The organism is Herbivorax alkaliphila (assembly GCF_030848475.1).
Lineage (GTDB): Bacteria > Bacillota > Clostridia > Acetivibrionales > Acetivibrionaceae > Herbivorax.
This window is the reverse complement of sequence record NZ_JAVDDS010000004.1, coordinates 62,439-79,551: the sequence shown is the minus strand read 5'-3', so window position 1 is coordinate 79,551 and position 17,113 is coordinate 62,439. Positions and strand designations below refer to the sequence as shown.

Below are 17,113 nucleotides of genomic sequence, written 5' to 3'. Positions count from 1 at the left end.
TGTTGAAAACCTCTAATTATAATAATATCATAAAATAGTATAGTATTTCAATTATTAAAGTTAAAAAAGGGGATATATTAAAAAATCCATAATCTTTCATGTAGATTATTTGAATGTTTTATGATAAACTCAAAGTGAATAAATATTTTAAATGTTGAATCTTAAGACAGACTAAAAATTTATAGTACTTATTCTAATAATTGTTAGTACTTTTGTTTTTGCATTAATAATTTTACTAAAAGGTGTTATTATGTATTCATTACCAGATAAAACTAAAAAAAATAAATTTGAATTTGATTATCTCTTGTTTTTTTCTGTAATATTGCTTTCTGTTTTTGGCATTATTATTTTAAGCAGTGCAACAACAACAATGTCTAGTGGAACAAGGATGGTTATGGTACAGATCATCAGTATGTTTCTAGGTATTGGGATTTGTCTCGCTATAAACTTTTTTGATTATACCACGTTTAAAATTTTAAGTGGCTTTTTATATATAATAGGTATCGCACTGCTTATAGCAGTTCTTATTATTGGAGAAGGTTATGAAACTTCGGGAAGTGATCGCTGGCTTGTAATTCCTGTAATAAATATGAGTTTTCAACCATCTGAAATAGCAAAAATATTTTTTATACTGCTTGTGTCAAAGCACTTTGAAAAGCTTGCAAATGAAGTTGATAAAATGACTATCATTAAAATTGCAATTTTCACTTTAATTCCCATTTTGCTTATTTTGCGACAACCAGATGGAGGTACAGCTATGACATTTTTGGTTATATTATTTGTTATAGCTTTTGTGCATGGGATACCATTTAAGTATATATTCGCCATAATTACTGCTGCTGTAGCTGCTTTCCCTATAGCGTGGATGTTTATTTTAAAAGGCTATCAAAAAGACAGATTACTGTCCTTTATAGATCCTAGTTCGGATATCCAGGGTGCAGCTTATCAGGTTAACCGTGCAGAAATGACGGTTGGTTCAGGTAGAATTTGGGGACAGGGACTTTTTAGTGGAACTCAATCCCAAAGTGAATTTGGCGTTCCTGTTAGAGAATCAGATTTTATATTCACCGTTATAGGTGAAGAATTGGGTTTTATTGGCTCAGCATTGCTTATTTCATTGATTATGTTTATTTTATTTAGGTGTATATATGTAGCTTTGAAATCAAAAGACATGTATGGATCATATGTTACAATTGGTCTAACTGCAATGTTATCATTTAATTTTATACAAAATATTGGTATGAATATAGGTATTCTTCCTGTAACAGGTGTACCTCTTCCCTTTGTAAGTGCTGGAGGAAGTGCGATGGTAACATACTATATTGCAATAGGCATTATTATGAGTGTATCTAGGCGCAAAAACAACAATATGTTTAAAACAACTGGATTATAAAATGGATGGATTTGAAATAACATGAACGAAACTTTTAAAAATATATTGACTAATATATTTCAGTATGGTAAAATAAGTTACAATTATATAATTAAAAGCAATGATAAGGGAAAGTAAATTATATAGACTTTCAGAAGCGATTTAGGGATGGTGGAAGCCTAAAAAAGAAGTATAATTGAAGTTCCCCTTTGAGCTGTTGGCTGAAAAGCAGCATCTGCTAAAGTAGGTTTAACCGGAGCTTTCACCGTTAAAAGAAAGGGTGTATCGGAGAATATTCCTGTGCATTGCAAAGTGGGCATTATGCCAATTTGGGTGGTACCGCGTAGAGATTTAAGCTCTTCGTCCCTCTATATAGAGGGATGAAGAGCTTTTTTGACCTTATAAGTCTTAAAGCAAAAGACTTATAAGCAAAGGAAATACTAAAAAAAGCTTTTATTAATAAGTCATAACACAAAAAAGACTTATTAACCAATAGGTTCGATGCCTTAAAGCTTTTATTTTTAGAATATTTATTTTATAAGAGGAGGTAATATAATGATTATTATTATGGATCAACATGCATCAAGAGAGAATATTGATGATGTTCAAAAGAAATTGTCAGAACTGGGGTTTAGAACCCACCCCATATTTGGAGAGGTTAAAACGGTAATAGGTGCTATAGGAGACAAAAGACATCTAAATACACAGGAAATATACACCTTGCCAGGAGTTGAAAATATTGTACCTATTATGAAACCTTATAAGCTTGCAGGTCGTGAACTAAAACAGGTTCCCACCGTCATAAATGTCGGTGATGTACAAATTGGAGGAAACAAAGTTGTAGTAATGGCAGGACCTTGTGCCATTGAAAATGAGAAAAGCTATATTGATACTGCCAAAAAAGTAAAAGAAGCTGGTGCAGAAATACTTCGTGGTGGTGCATTTAAACCACGAACTTCTCCTTATGACTTTCAGGGTCTAGAAGAAGACGGACTTAAAATAATGGCAGAGGCAAGAGATATAACAGGCCTAAAACTTGTAACCGAAGTGGTTGACACCAGAGATGTTGACCTAGTTGCTTCATATGCAGACATTATTCAGATTGGTGCAAGAAACATGCAAAACTTTAGACTTTTAAAAGAAGTTGGAATGCATAAAAAACCTGTTCTTTTAAAAAGAGGACTATCCGCTAAAATAGAAGAGTGGCTTATGGCAGCAGAATATATTATTTCAGAAGGTAACGAAGATGTAATTCTATGTGAACGTGGTATAAGAACTTTTGAAACTGCTACTAGAAATACAATTGACTTAAGTGCTATACCTGTAGTAAAAGAACTTTCACACCTTCCCATAATTGTAGATCCAAGTCATGCAACTGGAACATGGAAATATGTAAGTGCCCTTTCAAAGGGAGCTATCGCTACTGGTGCAGACGGCCTTATTATTGAAGTTCACTCAGATCCTAATTGTGCTCTTTGTGATGGACCACAATCCTTAAGGCCTTCTAAGTTTTCACAAATCATGAGTGAACTAAGTCATGTAGCCAATGCAGTTGAAAGAACTATATAGCTAGAAGGTCTTAAGCCGCTTTGTATTTGTAGTTGTATAAAAAACTCCACCCTTTATAGTGTGGAGTTTTTTTAACTACTTTTAGCTCTATCTATTTCGGAAGTACTACTCTCTTTAATTACTTCGTCATAACATACAACTTTATTTTTTCCTGTTTCCTTTGCATAATAAAGTGCCTTGTCCGAATATTCAACCACTTTTTTAATATCCTTTGAATGTTTTGGAAATTGTGCTATGCCACAGCTTACAGTAACTTTTACACTGTTTTTCTTGTTTTCCAAATCCATATTTTTCCTCTCTAACTGATATCTTATTCTATTACCAACATTTTTTGCCATTTCAATATTAAGATCCCTTATTAATATTGTAAACTCTTCTCCCCCATACCTTACAGGTATGTCTGCTTTTCTTATACTCTGAAGTATAATATCACCAAAAAGAGAAAGAAGCTTATCACCTTCTACATGTCCATAACTATCATTATAAACCTTGAAATTGTCAATATCAAACATTAAGACATTTAACGGTTTTCCTGAATACTCCGAATATAAAGCCTCTTCTTCTAACTTTTGATCAAAATAATGTCTGTTGGCAAGACCTGTTAACTTATCTGTCCTAGCACGTTTAAACTCTCTTTTATGCATTTCATCATATTTTTTAACCTGAACGATAATAGCAGAAATTCCATAGGTTACAAAAATAATAAAAACATTTCTAACAAACAGTTTAAAAAAATTAAACTGGCTTAAACCATCAACTTCATAAAAAATGCTTGATAAAGAATATACTACCATTGAAAAAATGCTTATTTTTACTGTAGAAGATATATTTCTACTAATTCCATAATAGGCAATAATGAAAAATAAAAGAAAATATATATCTGACTGAAGGCCTCCTAAAAAGTATGAAAAAGCACTGATTGACAATACATCTATATAAAATACAATACTTGATGCTATATCGACTAATTTGTTTTTTAAATATAAAATAATAAAAACAGCATTATATAAGAAGGCAACTATAAAGGTTATCCAAAATCCCTCTGATATAACAGATGTATCTGATACTATGAGAAAAATTGGAACTATCAGTAACAACAATACACACCTAAAACAAATATGACTACTCTTTGGTTGTAAATTTTTTAGCCTTTTTTCTATGGTTGATTCGTTAATTATATCCATGGTCTTTTACTTTCCCCCATATATGTAATTTGTCTTTATAAATACTTCCAGAACAGAATTCTTTGCTTTTCTTCTTTACCATTTATTTTATATTCAATTTTAAATTTTGTCAATTCTTTAACCTATTTTATCTTTAAAATTTTATATTTTTAATCCAGTGCTTAAAAGCTTCCCAGTAAAAAATTATTATCACCCCTAAAACTACTAAGATTGTACCAAGTATAAAGTAAATCCCGGCATGTTCTTTTAAAAGTATTACAGCAAAAATACTTGCCAAAACAGGCTTTAAAAAGAAAACCATAGATCCTTTACATGCACCTGCAATAGAAAGTCCAATGAAATAAGTTAGATAACCTACTCCGGTTACTAAAATGGACAAATATATTACATGTGCCGTTATTGTCGAATCAATATCAAACACTGGAATATTAAAAAATATTAAAAATGGAAGAAGAATAACACTGCCAATTAAAAAAGAATATGAATTCATTTTAAGACTTCCAATTTTATAAGACACTTTTCTGCCAATTACAGTATATAATCCATACAATACTGCTGAAAACATCGCTAATAGAGGGCTTAAAACATTAAGAGCGTCTACACTCAATTCATTAAATGACATAATTGCTATTCCCGTTATGCCAAGTATCAGTCCAACTTTTTTGTATGTATGTATTTTTTCCTTATCAATTATTGCAGAAAAAAGAGTGACAAATATAGGATTGCTGCTAAAAATAACTGCAACTAGGGCTGCCTTTGCATTTTCCATACTTAAGCTTAACTGAAACAAGTTCATGCTAAAGATAACATTTAATATTCCTAATATAACAAAGGTTTTAAAGTGTTTTTTCTCAACCTTTATATCACCTTTAATTACACTACACAAAAAAAGAAATAAGCCAGCCAAAAAGAATCTTAAAAAATTAATTTGAAAAGGATTAATTCTATCTATAATTATTTTACTTACAACTTCATAAGTACTAAACAATATAACTGTATTTAATAAAAACAAATAGCCAAAACCATTCTTTTTCAAAACACTTCCCCCTCTACTTTAAAAAAACGCTATCTTTCATGAGTTTTCTTTTTTAATAGGAAATCTCATAGCTCCTTTCAATTGATGTTTTTTACCCTTAGAAGCTTCCTTTTAAAATTTTTATAGGTCTTTAGAACTAGTCCCTGTTTTAATATAATTCTTTTTAACCATTAACACAAGTCTTTTTTTGTTATATAATATACTTATATTCAAAAATACTAAGGTTTATAGATAGTTTAAAAGAGGTGAAGAAAATGTTTGAGCTTGAAAACTGTCAAATATGCGGAAAAACTTATACCTCAAACGGCTTCCATAAAGTGTGCCCCTCTTGTTTAGAACATGATGAATCAGAATTTGATAAAATTAGACTCTACTTAAATGAAAACCCTTGTGCTAAAATTTTTGAAGTTGTAAGTGCTCTTGACATTTCTTTAAAAAAAATAAAAAGATATTTACGTGAATGCAGACTTGAAATAATAGAATCAGAAAATTACTTTTTATTTTGTGAAGTTTGTGGAAAATCAATTCATTCAGGTAAATATTGCAACCTATGTTATTCAAGTCTTAACCACTGTGGTTATAGATCAGAATATAGAGGAAAACCAGCAAAACCAATACACTTTAAATCCTCATAAAATTGTTTCTAAAAATTTTCTTTATACAACTTTTTGTACACTTCATAATAATTATGCACTTTATCTACATAACGATCAGTTTCTTTAAATGGTATTACATCTAATGACTTTCCTGATTCACTAAATTTTATGTCTTTTAGCCACAAAGCTACATTACCTCTCCCTGCATTATATGCTGCTAAAACAAGCTTTCTTCTCTCTGGTTCCTCTTCATATATATATACACCGTCTTCATACATAAACTCTTCTATGAGATTGTTAAGATACCAGCATCCCATTTTAATATTGGTCTCTGGGTTGTATAAATGCTCTATTTTAAAATTATCCATTTTCATTCTTTCAGCTATCCAGATTGAGGTATCGTCTGTTATCTGCATAAGTCCTCGAGCATTTTTATGAGATGTTGCATTTGGCTCAAAATTGCTTTCTGCCTTTATAACTGAAAAAACTAAATATGGATCTAAATTCTCATAATAAGACGAGTATTTCAAAACATATTCTTTGTATTCTATAGGATATAAAAATTTTACAGCCACTTCAACTGTAAAAACTATTAATATAACTAAAAGAATAAGAAACACAAACAGGCTTATTCTTTTTTTTGTTTTATTTAACACTAAAGCTACCACCTTTGTTTAAATGCATTTTTTACTTTTTCTTCTAATTCATTGTAATTACCGTTATTATATATAGTTATGTCTGAAATAAAATAATAATAGTCATCATCTGGTTGCATTTTTATTATATCTATTACTTTACCATATGTTAAATTGCTTCTTTCTATAACCCTCTCTATTCTTATATCTATATCTGCGGTAATAAACCATATCTCGTCAGACACATCTAAAAATCCATTTTTCAATGGAATTGCCGCATCTACCACAACTGAATCTTCTATATCGCATTTTTTTATTTTTTTTACAATTTCTTTAGAAATATATTTATGAGTGATATTATTTAATACCTCAAGCTTTTTTTCATTTTTAAAAACTATATCTGCAAGTCTTTTTCTTACTATTTCACCTTGCTTGTCTAAAATTTCATCCCCAAAATAATCTACAACTTCATCAAAAGCTCTATATCCCTTTTTCATTATATATCTTGATATTTTGTCAGCTTCAATTATTTTTACGCCTAAGCGTGAAAGAATACTAGAAGCAGTACTTTTTCCACTTCCTATTCCTCCTGTAATACCTATAACTCTCAATGTTTATACATCCTTTTAATTTTTACTTTGTCTCATACCAGTTCTCACCTGACTTAACCTCTATGGATAAAGGCACTTTCAGTGAGGCTGCATTCTTCATGCTCTCTTCAAGTATATTTTTAACTTCTTCTATTTCTTCTTTAAAAACTTCAACTATCAATTCGTCATGTACTTGTAGAATTAATCTAGATTTGAGATTTCTTTTATTTAGCTCTCTATAAACATTCACCATTGCAATTTTAATAATGTCAGCTGCTGTTCCCTGTATAGGGGTATTTAGTGCCACTCTTTCTCCAAAAGATCTAATATTAAAATTTCTTGACTTTATCTCAGGTAAATATCTTCTTCTATTGAACATAGTGGTAACAAAACCTTTTTCCTTGCCCAGTTTTACAATATTTGTCATATACTCTTTTACTTCTGGATATTTTTCTAGGTACTCGTCAATATATTTTCTTGCTTCTTTTCTTGTTATGCCCAAGTCCTTAGAGAGGCTATAATCTCCAATACCATATACAATACCAAAATTCACAGCTTTAGCACTAGATCTTAAAAGTGATGTTACTTCACTTTTTGAAACACCAAATACCTTAGAAGCAGTCGAGGTATGTATATCTTCATTGTTCATAAATGCTTCTATCATATTTTTGTCATTTGTTATATGTGCCAAAACTCTCAGTTCTATCTGTGAATAATCCGCATCTAAAAGCAGATAATTTTCATCAGACGGCACAAAAACTTTTCTTATCTTTTTACCCATTTCAAGCTTTATGGGTATGTTTTGAAGATTAGGTTCTGTACTACTTATTCTCCCTGTTAAAGTAACTGTTTGATTAAAACTTGAATGAATCTTCCCTGTATTTTTATTTATAACTGCCAAAAGACCTTCTACATAAGTAGAGTTAAGCTTTACTAACTGCCTGTAAGTGAGCAAGTCTGAAACAATTTCATGCCTGTCTTTTAGCTGCTCTAATACTTCAGCATTTGTAGAATAACCTGTCTTAGTCTTTTTTATAATTGGAAGTTCAAGTTTCTCAAAAAGTATTACTCCTAGCTGCTTAGGCGAATTAATGTTAAATTCCTGACCAGCTATATCATATATTTTTGCTTTGATAGAATTAATTTTATTTTGAAGCTCTTTAGAGAAATCAACCAATACCTCTGTGTCAACCTTAAAACCGTAATATTCCATATCTGCTAAAGCATTTATTAAAGGCAATTCAATATCATAATAGAGCTTTATTTGTTTATTTTCCTCTAATAATTTCTTGAATTCTTTTTCTAAATTCATTATCACATAAGGATAAACACTCACAGCATCAGATATATCCTCTATAGACATATCTTTATAAAGTATTGCTTTTTTACCCTTCCCCATCATATCTTCTATTGATTTTATGCCTACATTTATATATTCTCTTGCAAGATCAAATATCATATAAGATTCTCTTGAAGCATTTAAAATATAGGCAGCTGTCATTGTGTCAAATGCTAATCCTTTTAACACAATATCATTATTTCTTAAATATACAACAAAATCCTTTGTATCATGTGAATATTTTTTAACGCTCTCATCTTCAAAAAGGTCTTTATATAGATTAAAAAATTCTTTTTTATCTATGTTTTGGGTAAAATCAACATACCATGCTTCTTCATCTCCAGTGGAAAAGGTCAATGAAACAAGTTTTTTTGAAAATTTTTCTTCTCTGTCAATTAAGTAATACATATACACTTTTCCTGACATAATTATCTTAGCCTTTATAGATTTAAGCTCACTAATGCTTTTAACTATTTTTTTATTAACACTAATTTTGTCTAAGGGAGCCTCGCTTCGTAATCCAAATTTATCAATAAAGCTATTAAACTCCAGCTTTTGAAATAAATTAAGTAATTTCTCTCCATCATACTCTTGATATTTAAATTCTTCAAACTCACAAAGATTTGGCATGTTTTTCTCAATTCTGGCTAAATCCCTGCTCATAAATGCCTGTTCTCTATAATTTATGAGGTTTTCTTTAGCTTTTTTTTGAGTTATTTTGTCAATGTTTTCATATAAATCTTCTAAATCTTTATATTCATTAATAAATTTTAAAGCTGTTTTTTCTCCAATACCGGGAACTCCTGGAATGTTATCAGAACTGTCCCCCATCAGAGCTTTTACATCTATAAATTGACATGGCTCAATTCCATAAGTCTCAACTATTTTATCATAATCATATTCCTCTGTTTGAGTCTTTCCACTTTTTGTCCTAGGGATTTTTATCCTTGTAGTCTTTGTAGCAAGCTGAAGAGCATCCCTGTCTCCTGTAACTATTGTTACTTCAAATCCTCTTTTTTCACCACACAATGCAATGGAACCTAGTATATCATCAGCTTCAAAACCTTCCATTTCAAGTCTTTTAATTTTCATTGCATCTAATACTTCTTTTATGTAAGGAACCTGCATACTTAATTCCTCAGGCATTCCTTTTCTCTTTGCCTTATATCCTTCATATTGCTTATGTCTAAAGGTGGGAGCCTTAAGGTCAAAGGCCACACAAACATACTGGGGATTTTCCTCTTCAATATATTTGTACATTATATTTATAAATCCATAAACTGCATTTGTAAACAAACCATCAGAAGTTGACAACAGCCCCACTCCATAAAAGGCCCTGTTTAATATGCTGTTTCCATCTATAATCATAATTTTTTGTTTATTCATAGTAATCCTTTCGCTTTAGCCTTTAATGCTATTTTTTTAATATCTATCCAATAAGTCTTAATGCTCCATTGTCATAAATCATTATAGAAACACTTTCCCCTCTTTGACAATTATTTTTCCATTTAGAAACAGGTATGTTTATTTCAATGCCTAAATTATCCGGCAATAAAACTGCAAAACCATTTTCTATCCTATCAAATATCGCTTTTATAATCAAAATAATTGCCACCTTTCTTTAATTTTATAAAAATAAGCGTACAAAGTCATTTTACACAAAAAAAAAGCCTTAGTAAAGGGTGAGGTTTAATATTTTTTAACCCTCACCCCTCTGCTCTTTAAAAAACTTTTAAAAACCAAAGTTGAAATTTCAAAATTAGTTTATCTTATTCTAAAACGTTACCTAAGGCATCTATATTTAGATAACGCTAAACCAATCACTCTATTATTACCTCAACTGTTTTTTCAGTTTCCTCATCTACTATCTTATTAATTGTAATGTCAGTATACTTAATTTCCAATTCTCTTATGAATCTATCATATTTATTTTTCTCAGTCTCAAATTTTATAGAAACTGTATCATTCATAGCAGTAGTAGTTTCCTGATTACTTCCTCGGTATCCGTTCTCAGCAATAATTTCAATTCCAATTTTATTGGCAGTATCTATAACATACTCTGTGTCTTCTTCATTTGAAAATCTATTTATAACAAAAACTTTTACACCTATTTCCTCTGTTTCCGCAGAAAATTCAAGCTCTTCATCTTCATCAGGCACATCATCTATGCCTTGACCAGAAGTATCATCTATGACTTCATCAGGAACATCCTCTATGCCTTCATCAGGAACATCATCTATACCTCCATCAGGAACATCATCTATTCCTTCATCAGAAGTATCACCTATGCCTTCATCAGGACCATCCTCTATGCCTCCAAAATCCCCATCTATATCTTCTCTCAAAGCTCCACTATCTACTTGATCTTTCCCATAAATTTTTGCCTCAGCATCCTCTGTATCAAAAGAAAATAAATTAGCACTTTCTGAATCTTCTGCATATATTCCATCACTATATTCTTTAGATTCAAGCATTCCAGCTTCTGAAGAGATTGAGTCTTCATGTTCTTTTCCAGGCTCCATGTTGTTGATATAATCGTCTCTTGTAAGAAATTGTGTTGTAACGAAAATCAATAAAAATGCTGCTGCAATAGAGGACACTAATTTAATATGTTTAGAACTTACATGGAAAAGAGGGAATTTTTTTTGTTTTTCCTTTAAAAGCTTATTATGAAGTTGTTTATTAAATTCTTTAGGAGGTTCTACATCATCTATATCATTACACAAGCTGACAACTTCCATTTGTTCTCGGAGTTCTTCACTACATTTATCGCATAAACGTATATGGTTTTCAAATTTACTTTTTTCAGTTTCATTTAATTGGTCATCGATATATCCTGAAATTAATTCCATTATTTCTTTGCAATCTTTCATATCTATCCCTCCTTCCCATATCTATTTGACGTATTCTTCATTTAAAAGTTCCTTATTATTTTTTAAAATATCTTTAAGTGCTTTTCTTGCCCTGTTAATTCGAGACTTAACTGTGCCTTCTGGACATTTAATTATTTTAGCTATTTCTTCATAGCTAAAGCCTTGAATATCCCTTAATACTACTACAGTTTTATATTCTATAGGCAAAGAATCAATGCACTTTTTCATTATATTTTTAATTTCTCTTTTCTCAAAAACTTTTTCAGGACCAGGACTTTCATCCTTCACCTGTCGCTTGATTTCTTCACCATCGTATTTTATATATTCATCTAACGAAATTACTTTTTTGTTTTTTCTTTTTCTCAACTCATCTAAGCATACATTTGTAGTAATTCTATATATCCATGTTGAAAAAAGTGAATCGCCTTTAAATTTCTTTATAGATTTATATGCTTTTATAAAAGCTTCCTGGGCTAGTTCACTTGCATCCTCATAGTTGCCCATCATTTTAAAGGCAATATTAAAAACTTTTTTTTGACATTTTTCAATAAGTTGTTCAAATGCTTCTATGCTACCTGATTTGGCTTGTTCAATCAGCTCTTTTTCGCTCACACCCTCACCTCCGGGCAAATTATAAACTACAATATTATATTTGTAATTACAATCATATACTATATAAGGATTATACATTATTACTTACAAAGATTGTACCACTTCAAAAATAATTTATATAAATGTAACAATTACTTGTTTGCATTTATTACCAAAGGATTTTTTGTACAATTAGTAGAACTGTTAGAATAAATGCATTTTAATAAAACTTAAGGAGGTCTTTAGATGAATAATACAATTTTGGTTACAGATGACAATGTTTTAGATAATGCAATTGTAAGAAATTACCTTCATAATAAGAATTACAATCTCATTTCTGCTTTAAATGGCCAAGAAGCTCTTGACCTTATTGAAAGCAGAAATGTAGATCTTATCCTCTTAGATTTAGTAATGCCTGTTATGGACGGTTATGAATTTTTAGTTGAATTTTCAAAAACCAACTACTACAGTGAAATACCTGTGATTGTAACCACTTCTATAGATAGCATGAATGATATTGAGAAAATTCTTGAATTTGAGGTGTTTGATTATATCACAAAACCCCTTGACCATATTAACAGGTTAATATTTTTAAATAAAATCAAAACTGCTATAAAATATAGAGATTTAATTTTACAATTAAAAAAAAGCAAATAAACAAACCTGTGTTTTTTTAATCACTATCATTATCTGAAAATAAAGCATCTACAAACTCTGTAGAATTAAATGGCTGTAAATCATCCACCTGCTCTCCTACTCCAATAAACTTAACAGGAATGTTTAATTCAGAAGAAACTGCAATAATTATACCCCCTTTGGCCGTGCCATCAAGCTTGGTAAGAACTATACCTGTTACACCTGTGGCTTCACCAAATGTTTTGGCTTGGGATATTGCATTTTGACCTGTAGTTGCATCTAAAACCAACAGTACTTCTTTTGAACACTCAGGCATTTCCCTCTCTAGTACTCTAAATACTTTTTTAAGTTCTTCCATCAAATTCTTTTTAGTATGGAGTCTGCCAGCTGTATCACATATTAAAATATCTGAATTTCTGGATTTTACTGCTTGTACTGCATCATAAATTACAGCGGCAGGATCTGCACCTTCTGAGTGCTTTATTATATCAACGCCGACTCTTTCCGACCATATATCAAGTTGCTCTATTGCACCTGCTCTAAATGTATCTGCTGCTGCTAAAACCACTTTTTTATTCTGAGATTTCAAAACACTTGCTATTTTACCTATTGATGTAGTTTTTCCAACACCATTTACCCCTACTACAACAATAACAGAAGGCTTTGTTTTAATATCTAATTCTGATTCTTCATTCCCTAAAATTTCATTTAGTTCATCTCTTAAAAGTTTTTTTACTTCCCTAGGATCAGTGGTCTTTGTCTCCTTTACCTTCTTTTTTAGATCCTCAATAATTTTCATGCTGGCGTCAATTCCTACATCTGAGGTTATAAGAACCTCTTCTAGTTCTTCAAATAATTCCTCATCAATTTTCCCAAAGGAAACCAATACCTGATCTACTCTTTCAGTAATTGTGCTCTTTGTTTTCTTCAGTCCTTTTTTTAACTTATCAAAAAAACCCATTTATTATCCTCCAATTCTTTTTCCATTTTCTATTTTTAAAAATTTCCACCTTAGAATTAAACAAAATAAACCTATCAACTTACCTTATCTCCCATTTTAAGTGATACAATTTTTGATACACCATGCTCTTCCATTGTAACACCATAAAGTGCATCTGATGACTCCATTGTACCCTTTCTATGAGTAATAACAGCAAACTGAGTAAAAGAGGAATATTTCTTTAAATACTGTGCAAATTTATACACATTGGCGTCATCTAAGGCTGCTTCAATCTCGTCTAATACACAAAAAGGAGTTGGATTAAGCCTTAGTATTGCAAAAAGCAGTGCTATTGCAGTAAATGCCCTTTCACCTCCAGAAAGGAGCATAAGATTTTGAAGTTTTTTCCCAGGAGGCTGTACTTCTATTTCTATACCGCTTTCCAAAACATTTTCTTTGTCTACTAAAATCAGTTCTGCCCGCCCTCCATCAAACAATTCTTTAAAGACAATATTAAAATTGCCATTAATAAGCTTAAACTGCTTCATAAATTGATTCTTCATAATAGACATCATTTCTCTAATAACTTTTTGAAGTTTCTCTTGAGCATTTTCCATATCATTTTTTTGAACTGACATAAATTCATATCTCTCTTTTGTCTTTATATAGTCTTCTATTGCTGCTACATTAACATGTCCAAGGTCTTTAATTTCACTTCTCAATTCATTTATTCTTTTTTGAGCCTTAGTTACACTTCCTATATCTTTTCTGAGCTCTAAAGCATTTGTATAGGTAAGCTCATATTCGTCCCACATTCTATTTTGTATAGCTTCCATTTCTGACTCAATTTTAGCTTTTTTAACTTCCAATCTTGCATACTCTTCTTTTAAAAGCATAATATTTTTATTCATTTGGGATGTTTTATTTATCATTTCTAAAGACTCTTCCTCTAAAACCTTTTTTTCTTCTGTTATTCTATCTATCTCAAGAGTTTTTCCTGTTTTTTCTTCCTCATACCCTTTTATCAATTTAAGTAACCCTTCATTCTTTTCATCAATAGATTGAATTTCTATTTCATTATTTTCCTTTTCTGAAGCTTTATTTTTAACACTTTTATATAAATCATTTTTTTCATTTACTATTTTCTCCAAAGCTTCTTCAACACCCAAAATGTTTTCTTTTATAGAATTAACAGAAATTTTATATTCAGTAATATCTGCATGAATTAAGTCTTTAGATGACTGAGTTTTTTTATGCTTTTTTTGGTATTCTTCAACTATTTTCTTTGTACTCTCTATATCTTCTTCTATTTTTCTAAGTTCCTCACTGTACTTGCAAAGTTCTTTTTTAGTATCTCCCTGCTGCCTATTAAGCTGGTTGGTTTCTTGGTTTAACATATCTATCTTAGAGTTAATTCTTTTTATATTTTCTTCAACCTGCATCAATTGACTTTCATCTCGTATTTTTAAATGTTCTTTATTTTTTAAATTTTCCTCTTCAATAGATATATCTTCAATAAAATTTCTCAACATTTTAGTAAGCTCAATAGCCTTATTTTCTAAAAGGCTTTCATCCTCTTTTAATTTATTAATACTTTCAATAAGCTCTGTTATTTCTCTGTTTCTACTTAAAATACCTGATTCTCTATGACTTTTACTACCTCCTGACATAGAACCTGTACTGCTTATAATATCTCCATCTAAAGTTACTATTCTAAATGAATATTTAAACTTTTTAGCTATTTTTATTCCTGAATCAAGATTGTCAACCACTACAACTCTTCCTAAAAAACTCAGTGTAATTCCCTTATATAAAGAATCAACATTTACTAGGTCAGAAGCAACTCCAATAAAACCTCTCTCATTTTTTAATTCATTTATAATTTTCATGTCAAAATACTTTCCTCTAACTGAAGAAACAGGAAGAAAAGTTGCCCTGCCTATTTTATTTTTCTTTAAAAATTCAATTGCTCTTTTAGCATCTTCTTCAGTAGTTGTAACAATATTTTGAAGTACCCCTCCTAAAGACATTTCAATTGCTGTTTCATATCTTTTTTCAACATTTATAAGCTGAGCTAATGCACCATGAATCCCCTTTCCAAATTCAGGAGATTGCTTACATGCCTTAAGTACCATTTTGACACTTTTATTGTAACCTTCAAGACTACTTTCCATATCACTAAGCATTTTATGCCTTGATGTCTTTACATGTATTTCTGATTTTAAACTGTTTTGATTTCGCTTAATTTCTTCAAGCTCAGTATTTGTAAGACTTTTCTTTCTTTTTAAACAATTCAATTTTTCTTTTATGTTACCAATTATGTTATCAGTACTTGTAATACTTTCATTAAGGTTGTTCTTTTTTGTATTTTCATTATCTTTTTCTAAAGATGACTGCATTAATTCATTTTCAATGCTTGTCTGTCTTTTTTGGATAATTTCAATATGATTTTTCACATTATTAGCCTGAGTTCTTTTATCTGATTGAACATCAAGTTTATCCATAATACTTGTCTTTAATTTTTCAATGTATTTTTCATGTTCACTTAAGTCATCTAAAATAGTCTGCAACTTTTCGTTATATTCTTCTAGTTTTTTATTGTATTCTAAATATCTTTCATTTAAATAAACAATTTTTTCTTTTTTTACATTCTCTTCACTGTCCAAATCTTTTATTTTTCTATTTATTTCATTTGTTTCATTCTCTAAACGATTGTTGTTTAATGTAAGATTGTTTTTCTTTTCTTCATTTAACTTTATTTCCGAGCTACATCTTTCAAGATTTCCCTCTAACGCATAATATCCCTTCTTAGACACTTCAAGCCTTTCATCCATGTCCTTTAAACAAATGGTGTTTTTCTCATTAAGACTTGTTACTTCTTCTAACTTTTTGCTTTCGCTGTCAATATTATCCTTAACAGAAATATAATTATCTTCAAAATCCTTTATTTTACTTTTAAGTTTTGATATGCTTTCTATATAAACATTAACTTCTAATTCCTTTAAGTTATCTCTTAAAGAAAGAAATCTTTTTGCTCTGTCAGATTGATTCTTTAAAGGCTCTAACTGATTTTCCAGCTCTGAAATAATATCATTAATCCTAAGAAGATTCTGTCTTGTCATCTCAAGCTTTTTCTCTGATTCCTGCTTTTTAACTTTGTACTTCATTATTCCAGAAGCCTCTTCAAATATGTGCCTTCTCTCTTCTGATTTGGTGCTTAATATTTCGTCCACTCTGCCCTGACCAATAATTGAATAACCATCTTTACCTATACCTGTATCAAGGAACAACTCAGAAATATCCTTTAAACGACAATTAGTTTTATTAATTTTATATTCACTTTCACCAGAACGATATACACGTCTGGTTATTGTAACTTCACTGTATTCAATAGGAAGAACATTATCTGAATTGTCAAAGCACAGTGAAACCTCAGCAAACCCTAAAGGTTTCCTGTGTTCTGTACCAGCAAATATAACATCTTCCATTTTTCCACCTCTTAAGGTTTTAGCACTTTGTTCTCCAAGTACCCACCTTATGGCATCTGAAATATTACTCTTGCCGCTTCCATTTGGTCCTACCACAGTTGTTATCCCGGAATTGAGTTCAAGATTAATTTTTTCAGCAAATGATTTAAAGCCTTGCACTTCAAGTCTTTTTAAATGCAATTAAAACACCCCGGTATTTAAAATTAAAACTGATGCATTTTGTCTAGAGTTAGCTCCCATAACTATTTTAACATAAATTCATGC

General features: G+C 30.3%; 14 protein-coding genes and 1 other annotated feature. Of the genes, 4 read left to right on the top strand and 10 right to left on the bottom strand.

What is annotated here, in order from left to right; translation table 11 throughout:
- The first annotated feature begins 250 nt into the window (after positions 1-250).
- Both RBH29_RS02350 and aroF read left to right on the top strand, forming a co-directional pair.
- On the top strand, positions 251-1,393 hold the full coding sequence (locus RBH29_RS02350; RefSeq protein ID WP_306694857.1) for an FtsW/RodA/SpoVE family cell cycle protein: 1,143 nt from the start codon (positions 251-253) through the stop codon (positions 1,391-1,393).
- A gap of 91 nt (positions 1,394-1,484) precedes the next feature.
- Positions 1,485-1,743 (top strand) — a binding site (T-box leader).
- Between the two features lie 184 nt (positions 1,744-1,927).
- Complete coding sequence (gene aroF, locus RBH29_RS02345) at positions 1,928-2,941, top strand: 3-deoxy-7-phosphoheptulonate synthase (protein WP_306694856.1); 1,014 nt, start codon at positions 1,928-1,930, stop codon at positions 2,939-2,941.
- A gap of 71 nt (positions 2,942-3,012) precedes the next feature.
- Here the strand turns inward: aroF and RBH29_RS02340 are convergent, their stop codons facing one another.
- Together RBH29_RS02340 and RBH29_RS02335 are read right to left on the bottom strand one after the other, a co-directional pair.
- Positions 3,013-4,125, bottom strand: a complete 1,113-nt coding sequence (locus tag RBH29_RS02340; protein ID WP_306694855.1) for a GGDEF domain-containing protein — start codon at positions 4,123-4,125, stop codon at positions 3,013-3,015.
- 133 nt (positions 4,126-4,258) lie between these two features.
- The gene (locus RBH29_RS02335) at positions 4,259-5,161 is read right to left on the bottom strand and encodes a DMT family transporter (protein ID WP_306694854.1); all 903 of its coding nucleotides are present in this window, start codon (positions 5,159-5,161) and stop codon (positions 4,259-4,261) included.
- A gap of 254 nt (positions 5,162-5,415) precedes the next feature.
- On the opposite strand from RBH29_RS02335, the gene RBH29_RS02330 reads away from it, so the two are divergent.
- Entirely contained in the window at positions 5,416-5,796 is a 381-nt protein-coding gene (locus tag RBH29_RS02330; protein ID WP_306694853.1) for a flagellar protein, read from the top strand.
- 8 nt (positions 5,797-5,804) lie between these two features.
- On the opposite strand, the gene RBH29_RS02325 is transcribed toward RBH29_RS02330, so the two are convergent.
- The 6 genes from RBH29_RS02325 to RBH29_RS02300 form a co-directional block, all read right to left on the bottom strand.
- The gene (locus tag RBH29_RS02325; RefSeq protein WP_306694852.1) at positions 5,805-6,413 is read right to left on the bottom strand and encodes a lytic transglycosylase domain-containing protein; all 609 of its coding nucleotides are present in this window, start codon (positions 6,411-6,413) and stop codon (positions 5,805-5,807) included.
- Positions 6,414-6,418: 5 nt separating this feature from the next.
- The gene (gene coaE / locus RBH29_RS02320; protein WP_306694851.1) at positions 6,419-7,003 is read right to left on the bottom strand and encodes a dephospho-CoA kinase; all 585 of its coding nucleotides are present in this window, start codon (positions 7,001-7,003) and stop codon (positions 6,419-6,421) included.
- 22 nt (positions 7,004-7,025) lie between these two features.
- Positions 7,026-9,707, bottom strand: coding sequence for a DNA polymerase I (polA, locus tag RBH29_RS02315; protein ID WP_306694850.1), 2,682 nt, complete (start codon positions 9,705-9,707; stop codon positions 7,026-7,028).
- A gap of 43 nt (positions 9,708-9,750) precedes the next feature.
- Positions 9,751-9,924, bottom strand: a complete 174-nt coding sequence (locus RBH29_RS02310) for a hypothetical protein (protein WP_306694849.1) — start codon at positions 9,922-9,924, stop codon at positions 9,751-9,753.
- A gap of 217 nt (positions 9,925-10,141) precedes the next feature.
- Positions 10,142-11,194 carry an anti-sigma factor family protein gene (locus tag RBH29_RS02305; protein ID WP_306694847.1) on the bottom strand — a complete coding sequence of 351 codons (1,053 nt, stop codon included), beginning with the start codon at positions 11,192-11,194 and terminating at the stop codon, positions 10,142-10,144.
- A gap of 21 nt (positions 11,195-11,215) precedes the next feature.
- Positions 11,216-11,806 carry an RNA polymerase sigma factor gene (locus RBH29_RS02300; protein ID WP_306694846.1) on the bottom strand — a complete coding sequence of 197 codons (591 nt, stop codon included), beginning with the start codon at positions 11,804-11,806 and terminating at the stop codon, positions 11,216-11,218.
- 225 nt (positions 11,807-12,031) lie between these two features.
- Here RBH29_RS02300 and RBH29_RS02295 point away from each other — a divergent pair, with 225 nt between their 5' ends.
- The gene (locus tag RBH29_RS02295; RefSeq protein WP_306694845.1) at positions 12,032-12,442 is read left to right on the top strand and encodes a response regulator; all 411 of its coding nucleotides are present in this window, start codon (positions 12,032-12,034) and stop codon (positions 12,440-12,442) included.
- A gap of 16 nt (positions 12,443-12,458) precedes the next feature.
- Here the strand turns inward: RBH29_RS02295 and ftsY are convergent, their stop codons facing one another.
- Together ftsY and smc are read right to left on the bottom strand one after the other, a co-directional pair.
- On the bottom strand, positions 12,459-13,382 hold the full coding sequence (gene ftsY / locus RBH29_RS02290) for a signal recognition particle-docking protein FtsY (RefSeq protein WP_306694844.1): 924 nt from the start codon (positions 13,380-13,382) through the stop codon (positions 12,459-12,461).
- 74 nt (positions 13,383-13,456) lie between these two features.
- Positions 13,457-17,029 carry a chromosome segregation protein SMC gene (gene smc, locus RBH29_RS02285; protein WP_306694843.1) on the bottom strand — a complete coding sequence of 1,191 codons (3,573 nt, stop codon included), beginning with the start codon at positions 17,027-17,029 and terminating at the stop codon, positions 13,457-13,459.
- Positions 17,030-17,113 lie beyond the last annotated feature (84 nt).

What these genes read in the sequence shown, in the direction of transcription:
- ftsY (WP_306694844.1), bottom strand. Translation starts at nt 13,382, where the DNA reads ATGGGTTTTTTTGATAAGTTAAAAAAAGGACTGAAGAAAACAAAGAGC.
- RBH29_RS02340 (WP_306694855.1), bottom strand. Translation starts at nt 4,125, where the DNA reads ATGGATATAATTAACGAATCAACCATAGAAAAAAGGCTAAAAAATTTA.
- polA (WP_306694850.1), bottom strand. Translation starts at nt 9,707, where the DNA reads ATGAATAAACAAAAAATTATGATTATAGATGGAAACAGCATATTAAAC.
- RBH29_RS02350 (WP_306694857.1), top strand. Translation starts at nt 251, where the DNA reads ATGTATTCATTACCAGATAAAACTAAAAAAAATAAATTTGAATTTGAT.
- RBH29_RS02295 (WP_306694845.1), top strand. Translation starts at nt 12,032, where the DNA reads ATGAATAATACAATTTTGGTTACAGATGACAATGTTTTAGATAATGCA.
- RBH29_RS02330 (WP_306694853.1), top strand. Translation starts at nt 5,416, where the DNA reads ATGTTTGAGCTTGAAAACTGTCAAATATGCGGAAAAACTTATACCTCA.
- aroF (WP_306694856.1), top strand. Translation starts at nt 1,928, where the DNA reads ATGATTATTATTATGGATCAACATGCATCAAGAGAGAATATTGATGAT.
- RBH29_RS02305 (WP_306694847.1), bottom strand. Translation starts at nt 11,194, where the DNA reads ATGAAAGATTGCAAAGAAATAATGGAATTAATTTCAGGATATATCGAT.